15 protein-coding genes are annotated in these 13,115 nt (G+C 71.4%); 7 read left to right on the top strand and 8 right to left on the bottom strand.

Annotation, left to right across the window (positions count from 1 at the left end):
• Positions 1-138: 138 nt before the first annotated feature.
• The 3 genes from F4554_RS05910 to F4554_RS05900 all read left to right on the top strand — a co-directional run bounded on the left by F4554_RS05910 (position 139) and on the right by F4554_RS05900 (position 3,009).
• Positions 139-1,188, top strand: coding sequence for a hypothetical protein (locus tag F4554_RS05910; RefSeq protein ID WP_202889162.1), 1,050 nt, complete (start codon positions 139-141; stop codon positions 1,186-1,188).
• 36 nt (positions 1,189-1,224) lie between these two features.
• Complete coding sequence (locus F4554_RS05905) at positions 1,225-1,965, top strand: sulfite exporter TauE/SafE family protein (RefSeq protein WP_179786441.1); 741 nt, start codon at positions 1,225-1,227, stop codon at positions 1,963-1,965.
• A gap of 93 nt (positions 1,966-2,058) precedes the next feature.
• Positions 2,059-3,009 (top strand): hypothetical protein, encoded by a 951-nt coding sequence (locus tag F4554_RS05900; protein WP_179786440.1) that lies wholly within the window; start codon positions 2,059-2,061, stop codon positions 3,007-3,009.
• Between the two features lie 13 nt (positions 3,010-3,022).
• On the opposite strand, the gene F4554_RS05895 is transcribed toward F4554_RS05900, so the two are convergent.
• The 3 genes from F4554_RS05895 to F4554_RS05885 are packed head-to-tail and all read right to left on the bottom strand — an operon-like array spanning position 3,023 to position 5,073.
• The gene (locus F4554_RS05895; RefSeq protein WP_179791322.1) at positions 3,023-3,577 is read right to left on the bottom strand and encodes a putative immunity protein; all 555 of its coding nucleotides are present in this window, start codon (positions 3,575-3,577) and stop codon (positions 3,023-3,025) included.
• Between the two features lie 2 nt (positions 3,578-3,579).
• Entirely contained in the window at positions 3,580-4,431 is an 852-nt protein-coding gene (locus tag F4554_RS05890) for a PHP domain-containing protein (RefSeq protein ID WP_179786439.1), read from the bottom strand.
• A 42-nt stretch (positions 4,432-4,473) separates the two neighbouring features.
• Complete coding sequence (locus F4554_RS05885; protein WP_179786438.1) at positions 4,474-5,073, bottom strand: TIGR03086 family metal-binding protein; 600 nt, start codon at positions 5,071-5,073, stop codon at positions 4,474-4,476.
• 73 nt (positions 5,074-5,146) lie between these two features.
• Between F4554_RS05885 and F4554_RS05880 the strand changes: the two genes are divergently transcribed.
• On the top strand, positions 5,147-6,139 hold the full coding sequence (locus F4554_RS05880) for a fructosamine kinase family protein (protein ID WP_179786437.1): 993 nt from the start codon (positions 5,147-5,149) through the stop codon (positions 6,137-6,139).
• Between the two features lie 11 nt (positions 6,140-6,150).
• Here F4554_RS05880 and F4554_RS05875 read toward each other — a convergent pair whose 3' ends face one another.
• Positions 6,151-6,651 carry a GyrI-like domain-containing protein gene (locus F4554_RS05875; RefSeq protein ID WP_337795893.1) on the bottom strand — a complete coding sequence of 167 codons (501 nt, stop codon included), beginning with the start codon at positions 6,649-6,651 and terminating at the stop codon, positions 6,151-6,153.
• 104 nt (positions 6,652-6,755) lie between these two features.
• Here F4554_RS05875 and F4554_RS05870 point away from each other — a divergent pair, with 104 nt between their 5' ends.
• Positions 6,756-7,163, top strand: a complete 408-nt coding sequence (locus F4554_RS05870; protein ID WP_179786436.1) for a VOC family protein — start codon at positions 6,756-6,758, stop codon at positions 7,161-7,163.
• Between the two features lie 33 nt (positions 7,164-7,196).
• On the opposite strand, the gene F4554_RS05865 is transcribed toward F4554_RS05870, so the two are convergent.
• On the bottom strand, positions 7,197-7,898 hold the full coding sequence (locus F4554_RS05865; RefSeq protein WP_179786435.1) for a CG0192-related protein: 702 nt from the start codon (positions 7,896-7,898) through the stop codon (positions 7,197-7,199).
• A gap of 116 nt (positions 7,899-8,014) precedes the next feature.
• Here F4554_RS05865 and F4554_RS05860 point away from each other — a divergent pair, with 116 nt between their 5' ends.
• A complete protein-coding gene (locus tag F4554_RS05860) occupies positions 8,015-9,418 on the top strand; it encodes an acyltransferase family protein (protein ID WP_179786434.1) in 1,404 nt (467 codons plus the stop codon).
• Here the strand turns inward: F4554_RS05860 and F4554_RS05855 are convergent.
• Positions 9,409-9,816, bottom strand: a complete 408-nt coding sequence (locus F4554_RS05855) for an ArsR/SmtB family transcription factor (RefSeq protein ID WP_179786433.1) — start codon at positions 9,814-9,816, stop codon at positions 9,409-9,411. The two genes, F4554_RS05860 and F4554_RS05855, sit on opposite strands and share 10 nt — an antisense overlap.
• A 58-nt stretch (positions 9,817-9,874) precedes the next feature.
• Here F4554_RS05855 and F4554_RS05850 point away from each other — a divergent pair, with 58 nt between their 5' ends.
• The gene (locus tag F4554_RS05850) at positions 9,875-11,947 is read left to right on the top strand and encodes a heavy metal translocating P-type ATPase (protein ID WP_337795892.1); all 2,073 of its coding nucleotides are present in this window, start codon (positions 9,875-9,877) and stop codon (positions 11,945-11,947) included.
• 7 nt (positions 11,948-11,954) lie between these two features.
• On the opposite strand, the gene F4554_RS05845 is transcribed toward F4554_RS05850, so the two are convergent.
• Together F4554_RS05845 and F4554_RS05840 are read right to left on the bottom strand one after the other, a co-directional pair.
• Positions 11,955-12,524, bottom strand: a complete 570-nt coding sequence (locus F4554_RS05845; RefSeq protein ID WP_179786431.1) for a hemerythrin domain-containing protein — start codon at positions 12,522-12,524, stop codon at positions 11,955-11,957.
• Between the two features lie 33 nt (positions 12,525-12,557).
• The gene (locus F4554_RS05840; protein WP_179786430.1) at positions 12,558-12,914 is read right to left on the bottom strand and encodes a hypothetical protein; all 357 of its coding nucleotides are present in this window, start codon (positions 12,912-12,914) and stop codon (positions 12,558-12,560) included.
• Positions 12,915-13,115: the final 201 nt, after the last annotated feature.

Here is a 13,115-nt window from a genome sequence, read left to right as displayed (position 1 = left end):
CTTCTTGCCGCCGGTGTCGTGCGGGTATCCCTCGACGACGCCGCCGTACGCCGTGCAGGATCACACAGAACCCGGACGAGATCGGGTCGGAACGCAATTCGATGGTGTGAGCCGCGTGGGCACGCGACCATGGTCAACGTGCTGAGGGACCAGAGGCTGCCCCCACAGGGCGGACTGCCGCCGGCGGAAGGCGTCGGCGGCGCCGTCGTGGAGATCGCCTGCGACGAGTCCGGGTTCTCCGGCACCAACCTGCTGGACACCGCGACCCCGCTGTTCACACACGCGAGTGTCGACCTGAGCGTCCGCGAGGCGGACGACCTCCTCCAGGCGCTGCGGTCCGGATCCAGGTGGTCGCTCAACGAGTTCAAGTCCGGGAGATTTCTGCGCGGGCCGCGGTCGGGTGAGGCGCTGGAATGGTTGCTGACGGCGCTGAGCGGCCGGGCGCACGTCCACCTGGTCGACAAGGAGTACTTCCTCGTCACCCGCATCGTCGACCTGTTCCTGGTCGAGCCCTCCTACGCGGCGGGCACTCGCCTGACCCAGCACCACCGCCCGGCCGCCCTCGCCCTCTACCGGGCTGGACGGGCGGGCGGTCGCGACTGGCGGGCCTTCCTCGCGGCCTTCGTCAGGTTGGTCCGTACGAAGAGACAGCGCCAGCCGGATCGCGGCGCCATGGAGCGCTTCTTCCAGGCGCGCGACTCGCTGGCCGGAGCCGGGCTCGGCGCGGACGCCGACCTCGTCCTCGACGGGCTCACCCGGACGCGGGTGTGGGAGATCGTGACCCGGCTGATGAACGACGACCGCTCGATCCCGCCACCGCTGGAGCCGATGCTGCCGGCGCTGGCCGAGACCGTCCTGTTCTGGAGCGGCGGACAGCGGCGGGTGCTGGTGATCCACGACGAGCAGAGCGCCCTCACGGCCGGCCGGTTGCGGCGCCTCCAGCGGGTGCTCGCGTACGGGGCCGACTCGCCGGCAACGGACGCGGACGCGGACGAAGCCCGGTGGGCCGAACAGTCGCCGTTGGCCGGGTTGGTGACCGTCGACTCCCGGGACGACCCGCGGGTCCAGGTCGCCGACCTCCTGGCCGGGATCGCCCGGCGGACCCCGGACGTCGGCGGTGCGGGCGACGGCGCCGGGCTGCTCCAGCCGTTCCTCTCTCCCACCTCCCTGCGAGACCCCGAGGGATGACGAAGCTCCGGCCGGGCGACCAATAGGGTTGCCTCGATGCTCGAGGTGCTGGTGGTCCTGGTCGTGTTCGTGGGAGCGCTGACCAGGGCGACCTTCGGCTTCGGTGAGGCCGTGGTGAGCATGCCGTTGCTGGCACTGCTTCCGGTCAGCCTGCACACCTCGGCGTCCCTGATCGGCGTGGCCGGCCTCACGGTCGCGGCCCTGGGCCTCACGTCCCGCAGCCGGGAGATCGACACCCACGCACTCGTGAGGCTGAGCATCGGCACCCTGCTCGGCATCCCCCTCGGACTCGCGCTGCTTCTCCTCGTGCCAGAATCGGTGACCAGCACGGCACTCGGCGCGTTCCTGATGCTGTACGGCGCCTACTCCCTCAGCCCGTCGGCCGTGACGGCACCGCGTGGCAGGAACTGGGCCTTCCCCGCCGGGCTGCTCGCCGGTGCGCTCGGCAGCGCCTACAACTTCAACGGCGTGCCGGTGGTGGTGTTCGGGACGATGCGCCGCTGGCCTCCGCGGCTGTTCCGGGGGACGCTCCAGGCGCATTTCCTCTTCTCCGGCGTACTTGTGGTGACCGGACAGGCCCTTGGCGGAGTGTGGACTCCCGAACTGCCGAAGCTCCTCGCGCTCTCGTTGCCGGCGATCGGACTGGCGACCTGGGCCGGGCACCGGCTGCATGCCCGCATTCCCGCCCACAGGTTCGAGCGCTACGTCTACGGCCTGATACTGGCCCTCGGTTTGGTGCTGGCTGTTCGCGGGGTGATCTCACTCGTTCACGGTTGAGGGCCGGCATGGCGTGCCGACCACCGACCAGCGAGTCGATCGGCGCTCGGTTCCGGTAGGACGACGTCCGGTACTGGCGCTAGCTTGTTCGCCATGAACGAGGAAACGCCGCCGATCGACTGGCTGCTCGACTCCGACCCGGCGCTGCGGTGGCAGGTCCTGCGTGACCTGACAGAAGCGCCTGCCGACGCGGTGGCCGCGGAACGTGCCCGGGTGGCGAGCGAGGGCTGGGGTGCCCGGTTGCTGTCCGCCCGCGACCCGGACGGTCGGTGGATGGGAGGCGCGTGCTTCCCCGGCCGCGGCGAGCCGCCGAGGGACGGCAGCCAACCATGGACGTCGACCCTGCCGGCCATGATGGAGCTGTACGACTTCGGCCTCGACCCGGCCTGCGACGCCGCTCGCGAGATGACCGCGCTGGTCGCCGCGAACTGCCGCTGGGAGTACGACGATCTGCCCTTCTTCGACGGCGAGGTCGAGCCTTGCATCAACGGCCGAACGGTGACGCTCGGCGCCTACTTCGGTGCCGACGTCAGCCAGGTCGTCGCCCGCCTGCTCGCGGACCAGCTCGCCGACGGCGGATGGAACTGCTGGACCGAACGCGGCGCCGAGGTGTCGTCGTTCCACTCGACGATCTGCGTACTCGAGGGACTGCTGGAGTACGAACGCGTCGGCGGCGGATCGGCCGAGCTTCAGGCCGCGCGGCGCGGCGGTGAGGCGTACCTGCTCGATCGCTCGCTCTTGCGCCGCAGGACCACCGGCGAGGTGGTCTCCGACGATTGGCTGTCGTTCTCGTTCCCGACGAGGTGGCACTACGACGTGCTCCGTGGGTTGGAGTACTTCCGTGCGGCCGACGTCAGGGATCCACGGCTCGGTGAGGCAGTCGAACTCGTACGCTCCAAACGCTGCGACGACGGCACCTGGCTGCTGGAGAACACCCATCCCGGCGCGGTGCACTTCCGGCTGGAGGACGGCGACGGCCAACCCAGCAGGTGGAACACCCTGCGGGCGTCCCGGGTGCTTGCCTGGTGGGACGGACGCGGCTGAGGCGCCTCCCTGGTCAGCCGGGGCCCGCCGAGCGGAGCGACGCGTCCAGTTGACGGATCAGGTCGCCGACCCGTCCACCGCCGCGCGGTGCGTCCGGATAGCGCCGCAGTACGTCCACCACGACGGGGTTCGCGAGCGACCTGGCCTGCGCGAGGTGGTCGGCGCCGACGGCCGGATCGTCTCCGGCGGACAACTCGAACGCCCGCGCGGCATGGGCGGCCGAGCCGAGAATGTGCTTCACCTGGGTGGCTTTCGCCAACGGGTGAAGGAACGCGGCTCCGGCCGCGGCGAGTGCCGCACGCGCGGCTTCGCCCGCTGCCGCCTGCCCCGCGTCACGCGCCTGCGAAGCCGCGCGCTGGGCCGCCCAGGCGCGGTCGCGCAGCGCCTTGGTCCGCTCGGCCCCGTCCGCGAACGCCTGCGCGACGTCGATCGCCTCCCGTGGGCGTTGATCTTCGGGACGTTCGGATTCGAAGACCGTCAACGCCGGCCGCGCGCACGCAGCCGCGTAGCCGGCGACCTCCCGGAGCTCGGCCAGGGTGAGCTCGACCTCCGTCGAGCCGTCCGCCATGGTCACCGGGTCCAGAAGTCCGCCGGCCGGCGGCCCGGACGGAAGCCGAAGTGCTCGACCATCGCCACGGCTTCGGGGAAGTTGCTCGCCAGGGCTCGTGGTTCGTGCGCGTCACTGCCGAAGGTGATCGCCCGCCCGCCCTCCTCGCTCCACCACTGCGGAATCCACGGACGCAGCTGACCGCCGACGTTCATCTCCAGCGCACGGCCGCTGCCGGCCAACGCTCGCATCGCCTGCCGGAAGCCGTCCTCGAACCGCTTCGGGTCGAACGGCCCGGCCTCCTCACCCGGCCAGTAGCGAACGGCGTAGTCGAGGTGGGTGAGCACCTCGAACTCCTGGGAACCGTCGACCATGCGGGGCACCTCGGCGAGGTACTCGTGGATCACCTTGTCCGCCGGCCACAGCCCATACAGGGTGGGCGGTTCGTGCCGTCGGCCATCGACGGTCAGTGTGTGCAAGGAGCCGTTGACACGATCCAGCTTCGACACGTCCAGCACGCGCGCGGCCGCCTCCCCGTCAAGGTGTGGTTGCCCGAACTCCACTCCGGTGAGGATCTGCAGGTCGGGAAAGCCGTGCCGGCAGCGCTCGATCGACTCGAGATAGCCGTCCACGTCCAGCGGAGGTGGGACCAGGGTCTGGTCGGGACTCACCAGCCCGCGCAGGTGGTCCGGCAGGTCCGTGGTGTCGATCTCCCAGCCCACGAAGTCCAGGTGCTCGGTGAACACCACCGACGGAAGACCGATCCGCGTCGCGCGTTCGCAGGTCCGCTCCATGGTCCCCGCCGCCGCGGAGTTCGGACCGCCGGTGTCCCAGGAGTATTCGCTGTGTACGTGGGTGTCTGCCGGAAGCGCCATCACGTACGCAACCTCCTGTCGATGCTGACTGGACGGCACTCGCTATGCGGCGCTGTGGACACTACGGCCGAGCAGTGCGGCGAGCCGGTCGATGGCCGGGGCGTCGTCGGCGACCGGTCGCGACGCACCGAACGGGCCGTTCGGACCGGTGCGCGCTCTTCCGACGTTCGCCTGCGTGAACGCCAGCTCCTGCTCGGCCAGCGCTTCGGGAAAGTCCGCCGGCTGCCCGGTCGCCCGGGCGAGGTCCCAGCCGTGGACCAGGAGTTCGGTGGTCCGCAGATGCACGAGAGCGGCGCCGGGCACCTGCCCCACCGGCGAGGGATGGATGCGCTCGAACACCCCGGGTTGTCCGAAGGCCCCGAGCAGGTCGTCGACGGACTGCCGACTGGCCGTCAGCGGGTCGGTGCCGAGCCGGTCGACCCGACCGAGCCGGGCGCGTTCTTCCGGTGACGGAAGCTCGGCGCCTCCCAGAACCGCCGCGGTGAGAAGGTTGCCGGCGACGACGTGGTTGAGCAGCGTACGGACGTTCCAGTCCGAACACGGGGTCGGTGCGTCCCACTGATCCCCACCGATGCCGGCCACGATCCGGTTGGTCACCTCGCCCGCGGTACGCAGGGACTCAAGAGCGGCCGCCGAACTCATCCGCGGCTCCTTCCCACGAGGAACGACGATGTGGCCGACAACCTAACAGGACAGGGGCAGTACGCTCCGGACGATGGCCACGACACATCCGCTCTCCGCCGCGTCGATCCTGAGCGCGGTCGAGGTCGCGGCATCGGCCCACCTCGGCCGGCCGTGGACCGCGACCGGTTTCGCCGACCTGGACGACCGTGCGTCCCACCCGTGCGGCATCTTCCGGGGCGAGCCGTTCTCGGTGTTCGTCAAGCTGGACCTGACGGTCGCGGGCAGTGAGCAGTTCACCGCGGAGCTACGGGGTCTCGAGCTGCTGCGGCGACGTACCGGAGTGGCCACGCCCACCCCGGTCGCCACCGGGCAAGTACGGGTTGACAACGGCTCGCTGTTGTTGCTGGAAGCGATACCGGAGGTGCTCCCGCAGGCACGAACGGCCGAGCAGTGGCGCTCGATCGGCCGGGCGCTCGCGACGGTGCACCAGGTGCACGGACAGCGGTTCGGCCTCGCCGAGTTCGACGGGTTCTTCGGCCCGCTGCGCCAGGACAACCGTCCGGTCGACACCGACTCCGCCACGGACTCCGGCACCGGCACCGGCTCCTGGCCGGACTTCTACGCCGAACGCCGGGTGCTGCCCCGCCTGCGGCAGGCGGTCGACAGCGGCCACCTCTCACCGGACCTGGCCCGAGACGTCGAGCACCTCGTCGGCCGGTTCCCCGCGCTGTGCGGGCCCGAGCCCAAGCCCACGCTGCTGCACGGCGACGCCCAGCAGAACAACTTCCTGACGCCCGACGTCGACGGCACCACCGGAACCCCGGCCGGAGCCGTGCTGCTCGACCCCGCGCCGTCCTTCGGGCACCCGGAGGTCGACCTGGCGCTGGTCGACTACTTCTCGCCGGTCCCGGAGGCCGTCTTCGACGGCTACCGCGAGATCACCCCGATCGATCCGGGATTCGCACAGCGACGCGAACTGTGGAGGGTCTTCGCCTATCTCGCCGTGATCGCCGTCGACGGCAGTTCGGCGTTCGGGCGTCAGTTCGTCGACCGGCTGGCGGCCGCCGTCCGCCGCTATCCGTAGCGACGCGCCGCTCAGTCGGCGAGCTTGAACACCAGGTCGGTCTCCCACTTGTTCAGGTCCGGCTCGTCCGCGGGATCGGTCAGGTAGAACTCCAGCCGGGCGGCCCAGCGCTCGCCTCCCCGGGAGTCGGCGACGTCCCAGCGAAGGCCCTCGCCGTCAGCCCACCTGAGCAGCGCCCCGGTGGCGTCGACCAGTTCGTCGGGGTGGCCGACGTGCCGCAGCGTCGCGTACCGGCCGGCCGGAAGCACGCCGGACCGGACCCGGTCGTCACCGGCGACCTTCTCCGCAACGGGCACGCCGACCTCGATCTCCAGGTCGCCGTCCATGTCGATGACGTTGTACTTCCACAACGGTGCGCCGGCGGGTGCGATGTCGCGTGCCTCGAGCCAGCCGAAGACCTCGCCGTTCAGCGGCGGGAGGGTGGCGGCCATCCGGGTCATCGGGACCGACGCCGTGATGGCGACGTAGGGCTGCGCGGCACGTTCGACGATCGTGGGCTCGCTGATCTTCACGGTCGGACCTCCTCTGTCGACTTCCCCGGACCCCCAGAACCGGAAGCAAACCAGACCGACCGTCGTCGGGTCTACGATTCGGGCACACTCTGCTTGGAGGACCCATGTCGTCGCAGGCCCGCGGACCCGTCATCTCTCTCATGCTGGCCGTGCCCGACGCTCCTGCCGCGGCGCGGTGGTACGCCCAGGCCGTCGGCGCCCGTGAACTGTGGAACCTCGGCTCGGTCATCGGCCTGGAGATCGAGGGCGCCCCGATCTTCCTCGGCGAGCCGGAGAAGAACGGCTGGGCGAGTCCCGGCGAAGTCGGCACCACGACCGTCCGGGTGGAGATCTTCGTGGACGACCCGGACAGCTTCGTCGCCCGCGCGGTCGCCGCGGGGGCGGACGGCGACGACCCCGTACGCGACCACCAGATGCCGTGGGGTGCGCACCGCCAGGGCGGCTTCTTCGACCCGTACGGACATCGGTGGCTGGTCGGTGACCGCTCTCCGCTCAGTCCACATCGCACCTGAGGCCGGGCAGGCAGTTTCGGAAGGCGAACGGCGTCAAGGTCGCCGCGCCGTCGCCAGCCGCACCGGCCGGGTCTGGTCGGTCCACGCGCCGAGCAGCGCACCGCCCTGGTCCGTGCCCTCGGTGCCCTCGGTGTCGTCGCGGTCCCCGTCCGGAACATCCACCAGGCGAACGACGGTGAGCTCCAGCCCAGGGATCCGCACGACCGTGTGCCCGCCCTCGGTGGTGACAGCCGGATTCTCCACCTGCTCCGCCTGCGCCACTGCCTCGACGACCGGGACCGTCACACCACCCCGCGTACCGGTACCCACGACCGAGACGGTGGGTGTACGCCGCTGCGGCCCGTCCGCGCCCTCACCCTCGACGAGTTCCTCCGCCTGCACCGCGTGCCCGAGAACCACCGCGGCCAGCGCGGACAGGTAGACGGGATCACCGCACCCGTCGTACACCCAGCGCCGGCCCAGGGCCGAGTGCTCCATCGTGCCCACGAGGTACGGCTCGCCACCGGCGAGCGGCGCGCCCCGGTAGGTCAGCGGGGCCTGCACCACCTGGCCGGCCGACGTGCGGACCAGGAGGGTCTCGATGCCCACCTCGCCGCGTGGGTCGTCGAACCGGTACGCGCCGACCGAGGCAGGCTTCTCCCCCGGCGCACCGGTGTACCAGGGCTGCTTCGGTAGCCACTCGCCGAGGAGTTCCAGCTTGGTCGGACGGATCTCGGCCCGGTGGATGACGGCCACGGCGGCTCCTTCTGTCGTACGCGAAACACCCGATAGGCACCCAAGTCTGCTCCATCCGTGACTCCGGCCACCGGGCGATCCCAGGGCACGTTTCCGGGTGACCCTAGGCTCGAAGCGTGCACAGGCTACGCGAGCTCGCCGACCGGACCCCGGCGTCGCGTGAGCGCTACGTCGACCTGCTGCGCGCGCTCGCGATCACCGCGGTGGTCCTCGGGCACTGGCTGCTCAGCGTCGTCACGTACGACACCCACGGACGACTCACCGGGCACTCCGCGCTGGAGTCGCTGTCCTGGGCGTACCCGATCACGTGGGTGGCCCAGGTGATGCCGATCTTCTTCGTGGTCGGCGGGTACGCCAACGCGGCGTCCCTGCAGGCCCATCGCCGGCAGGGCGAGAACGCCACCGACTGGCTGCTCGGCCGCACCGGTCGACTGGTCGGGCCGACCACCGCGTTGCTGGTGACGCTCGCCGGTGTCGGCCTGGTGGCCAACCTGGCCGGAGTCCGGTGGCTGGGACTCTCACCGGGGCTGGTCCGTTTCGGGGTGTGGGTGGCATCGATCCCACTGTGGTTCCTCACCGCGTACCTGCTGGTGGTTCTGCTGGCGCCGATGATGTACCGCCTGCACCGGCGGTTCGGCGTCCGGGTCGTCGTCGTGCTGGTCGTGCTGGTCGCCCTTGGCGACGTGGCGCGACTGCTGGGCTCGGAGTCGATGGCCGCCGGCAACTTCGTCTTCGGCTGGCTGGTGATCCACCAGGTGGGCTTCTTCTGGCGCGACGGGCAGTTGCCCGACACCCCGCGGGTGTGGATTCCCTTGCTGGTAGGCGGTTTCGGCGCACTGGCGTTGCTGACCCTCGTCGGCCCCTACCCGGTCAGCATGATCGACGTGACCGGGCAGTACCCGCACAACGCGTCTCCGCCCACGCTCGCCCTCCTCGCCGCGGCGACCATGCAACTCGGCCTGGTCCTGATGCTGCGCAGACCCGCCGAACGCTGGCTGCACCGGCCGAACCCGTGGCTCGCGGTGGTGGCGGTGAACTCCGTGGTGCTGACGATCTTCCTGTGGCACATGAGTGCGGTGGTGTTCCTCGTCGGCGTACTCGACGCTGCGCACGTCCTGCCCACTCCGGCGGTGGCCACCGCTTCATGGTGGCTGTGGCGGCTGCCGTGGCTGGTCATGCTGTCCGCGTCGCTGGCCCTGCTGGTCGCGATCTTCGGCCGGCTGGAGACGCGGCCACGTCCGCGGCCCACCGAGAGGCCGCGCGGGCTGCCGGACGGTGTCGCGCGTGCGGTGAGCCGCCCGGCGCCGCGCCTCGTCCTCGCCGGCTCGGGATACCTGGCCGTCATGCTCGGTCTGCTCGCCAACAACCTCGCGCCGAACACCGACCCCTACCTGTTCGGCATGCCGGCGGGCGGACTCCTCTGCTACCTGCTCGGCGCGGGCACGTTGCGACTGCTCCGCTCGATCCCGAACCGAACCACCACCGGAGTACGCGAGAACGCCGACCCCGGTCAGGCGTGAGCGGTCTCGTCGGCGTGGCTGTGGCCCGCCCCACGATGAGCGGCACCGCGATGTGCAGCACCACTGCCCGCCGGCAGGTCGCGGTCGAGGTGGTCGGCGTGGAAGAGGCCCTGGGTGAGCAGTCGGCGTACGTGCTCGTCGGCGGCGGTGTAGTAGACGAACGTGCCTTCGCGGCGCCCGCGCACCAGCCCGGCCAGGCGGAGCTTGGCCAGGTGCTGGCTGACCGCGGTGGGGGTGGCGTCGGCGAGTTCGGCGAGGCAGGCGACCGACGACTCGCCCTGCAGAAGGGCCCACAGGATCCTGATCCGGGTCGGATCGGACAACAGCCGGAACGACTCCGCGGCCAGGTGGACCTGCTCGTCGTTGGGCATGTCGAAGTCCGGCAACGACTCGTGCATGGCGCCAGCATAACGCCGTACCTGCATACCTGCGTGTATGCGCAGGTATGCTGCCCCGGTGACCGTCGACCTGAACTCCTCCCCGGCCGAGTCCTCCGCGGCATCCGAGTCCCGCGGCGCCGCGGACGCCCGGCCGGTACGGCAGACCTCGCGCTGGTGGCACGGCACCTGGTCGCTGCCGGAGGTGCGCTGGGCGGTGATCGCGACGGCGCTCTTCGCCGTGGGCGGGAGCTGCCAACTGGCCGGTGCGCCGGCCTGGCTGTGGTGGACCCTCTACCTCGCCTGCTACGCCGCCGGCGGCTGGGAGCCGGGCCTGGCCGGACTCCGCGCGCTGCGGGAGAAGACCCTGGACGTCGACCTGCTCATGGTCGCCGCGGCGATCGGCGCCGCCTCGATCGGCCAGGTCTTCGACGGCGCGCTGCTGATCGTCATCTTCGCCACATCGGGAGCACTGGAGGCGGTGGCCACGAAACGCACCGAGGACTCGGTACGCGGGCTGCTGGACCTCACCCCCGAGCGGGCCACCCGGCTGCGGCTCGCCGACGCCTCCGTGGCCGGCGCGGACGCGTACGGCAACGCCGTGGAGGAGCAGGTCGAGGCGGCCTCCCTGGAGGTGGGCGACGTGATCCTGGTCCGCCCCGGCGAGCGGATCGGCGCGGACGGCCAGGTCGTCGCCGGCGCCGGCGCGGTCGACCAGGCGAGCATCACCGGCGAGAGCATCCCGGTGGACAAGGGCCCCGGAGACGAGGTCTTCGCCGGTACGTCGAACGGCACCGGCGCCCTGCGCGTACGCGTGCACCGCCCGGCGGCGGAGACGGTGATCGCGCGCATCGTCGCCATGGTCGAGCAGGCCGGCGCCACCAAGGCGCGCACCCAGCTGTTCATCGAGAAGGTCGAACAGCGCTACTCCGTCGCGATGGTCGCGGCCACGGTCGCGTTGTTCGCGCTACCGCTGGTGTGGGGAGTCGCCCTTCAGGACAGCCTGCTGCGCGCGATGACGTTCATGATCGTCGCCTCACCCTGCGCGGTCGTGCTGGCCACGATGCCGCCGCTGCTGGCCGCCATCGCCACCGCGGGACGCCACGGCGTGCTGGTGAAGTCGGCGGTGGTGATGGAACAGCTCGGCACCGTCACCCGGGTCGCGTTCGACAAGACCGGCACGCTGACCGAGGGCCGTCCGCACCTGACCGGCGTACGGGTTCTGCCCGGCGGTGACCTCACCGAGGACCGCCTGCTGGCGTTGGCGGCCACCGCCGAGCAGTACTCCGAACACCCGCTGGGCACAGCCGTGGTGCAGGCCGCCCGCGACGCCGGCCTGGCGTTCGGAACCCTCGCGGACTTCACCTCCGAACCCGGCCGTGGAGTCCGCGCACGGGTGGACGGCCTGACGGTCGAGGTGAGCAGCCCCGCGCACCCCACGGTTGCCGGCGAGCAGTCCGGCGAGCAGTCCGGCGACGGGGCCATGCGGGCCGTCGTCACCGAGCTCCAGGACGCGGGTCACACGGCAGTGGTCGTACGCGTGAACGACGTGCCCGCCGGTGTGCTCGCCCTGGCGGACCGGATGCGCCCCGGCGCGGCCGAGGCGGTCGCCCACCTCACGGCGCTGACCGGGACCGCGCCGGTCCTGCTGACCGGTGACAACGCCCGGGCCGCACACCGGCTGGCCGGCCAGGTGGGGATCACCGACGTACGCGCGGACCTGCTGCCCGCCGACAAGGTGGCCGCGGTCCACGAGCTGCAGGGTGATGGTGCCCAGATCGGTCTGGTCGGCGACGGCGTGAACGACGCGCCCGCGCTGGCGACCGCGCACACCGGCATCGCCATGGGTCGCGCCGGGTCCGACCTCGCCCTGGACACCGCCGACGCCGTGGTGACCCGCGACGAACTGGCAGGCGTCCCCGCGGTGATCGCGTTGGCGCGGCGGGCTCGCCGGCTGGTGGCCGCCAACCTCGTCATCGCCGCGACGTTCATCGCCGTCCTGGTGGCCTGGGACCTGCTCGGCGACCTGCCACTGCCGCTCGGCGTCGCGGGCCACGAGGGTTCGACGGTGATCGTCGGCCTCAACGGCCTGCGCCTGCTGCGCGGCGCCGCCTGGCAGCGAGCCCTGCGCGGCGGTGCCCAGGCGAGATGAACGCCGGTCAGCCCTTGTTCGAGCGGCTCCAGTCGCGCACCGCGTCCCGCATCCGGTCGAACATCGCGAGCGGCGGGCCGAGCACCAGGTTCCCCACCGCGGACTCACCGGCCGCGGGGTGCGGACGGGTCGGCGCGATCGCCTCGGCGGCCCGCACCGCTCCGGCCATCTTGCGCAGCTCGTCCTCCGAGAGCACCTTGCGCAGCTGGGAGAACTCCTGCCGCTCCTCGTGGTCGGCGTGCGCGGTCACCGCCTCGGCCAACTCGGCCAGCTTCTCGTCGAAGTCCGGGTGGTCCACGCCGAGGTCGTAGAGGGTGGCCAGCTCCTTCTTCGCCTCGGACTCCTCCTTCAGCCGGCCCGCGACGACCTTCTCACCGGACGGGATCTTCTCCCGGGAGGCCGGGTGGACGATCTCCTCCTCGGCGGTCTCGTGCACCGCGAGCAGCCGCACCAGGTCCGAGAACAGCTCCTCCTTGCGCCTGCCGCGGGCGTTCTGCACCTTCGCGAAGAGGTCGCGGATCTGCCCGTGCTGCTCGAGCAGCAGGTCGACGACGTTCTGTTGTCTGGTGTCGGTCATGGCTTTCGTCCTCACTCGTGTCGTCCGGCGACCTCAGGCCACCCACACCAGGTCGGCCGGCCACGGGAATGCTTCCGGACACCGGCCGGTTCCGCGTTTCCTCCACGCCTGCCAACTGCGTTCGGGCGCGACCTGGACGACGGGAACACCCTCCGGGTCGACCAGGACGTCCGAGGCCGCCCGGTGCCCGTGGGTGTAGTGGGCGGTCCCCTTCTCCTCGTCCACGGCGATGAGGACGACCCGCCGGCCCGCCAGATGGGGCTCGACGACCGCGGGACGCGGTGCGTCCGGGCCGGTCGCCCGGTCGCCGGGTCTCGCGGAAGCCGGCTCGGAGGCCGGCTCGGGATGGTCTGGATGATCCGGATGGTTGGTGGCGGCTACTTCTGCCACAGCCGATTCCCCCGTACAACTCGACGTCGCGACGTGTGCCGCTCGGCTGCTACTCAACCGGTTCCCTCACATACCCACACCGACCGGGACCAATCGCACGAGCCGGAGATCGGCCGCGGCACGTCGAGCGGGCCGGAGCCTCGGCGCGACCGAGAGTGCACACAATTGGTCACACCTACCCGGGCCGGAGGTCTCCACACC

This window comes from Actinopolymorpha rutila, assembly GCF_013407855.1.
In the GTDB taxonomy this organism is placed as follows: Bacteria; Actinomycetota; Actinomycetes; order Propionibacteriales; family Actinopolymorphaceae; genus Actinopolymorpha; species Actinopolymorpha rutila.
The sequence above is the reverse complement of the archived record's forward strand: the minus strand, read 5'-3'. Positions and strand labels throughout refer to the sequence as shown.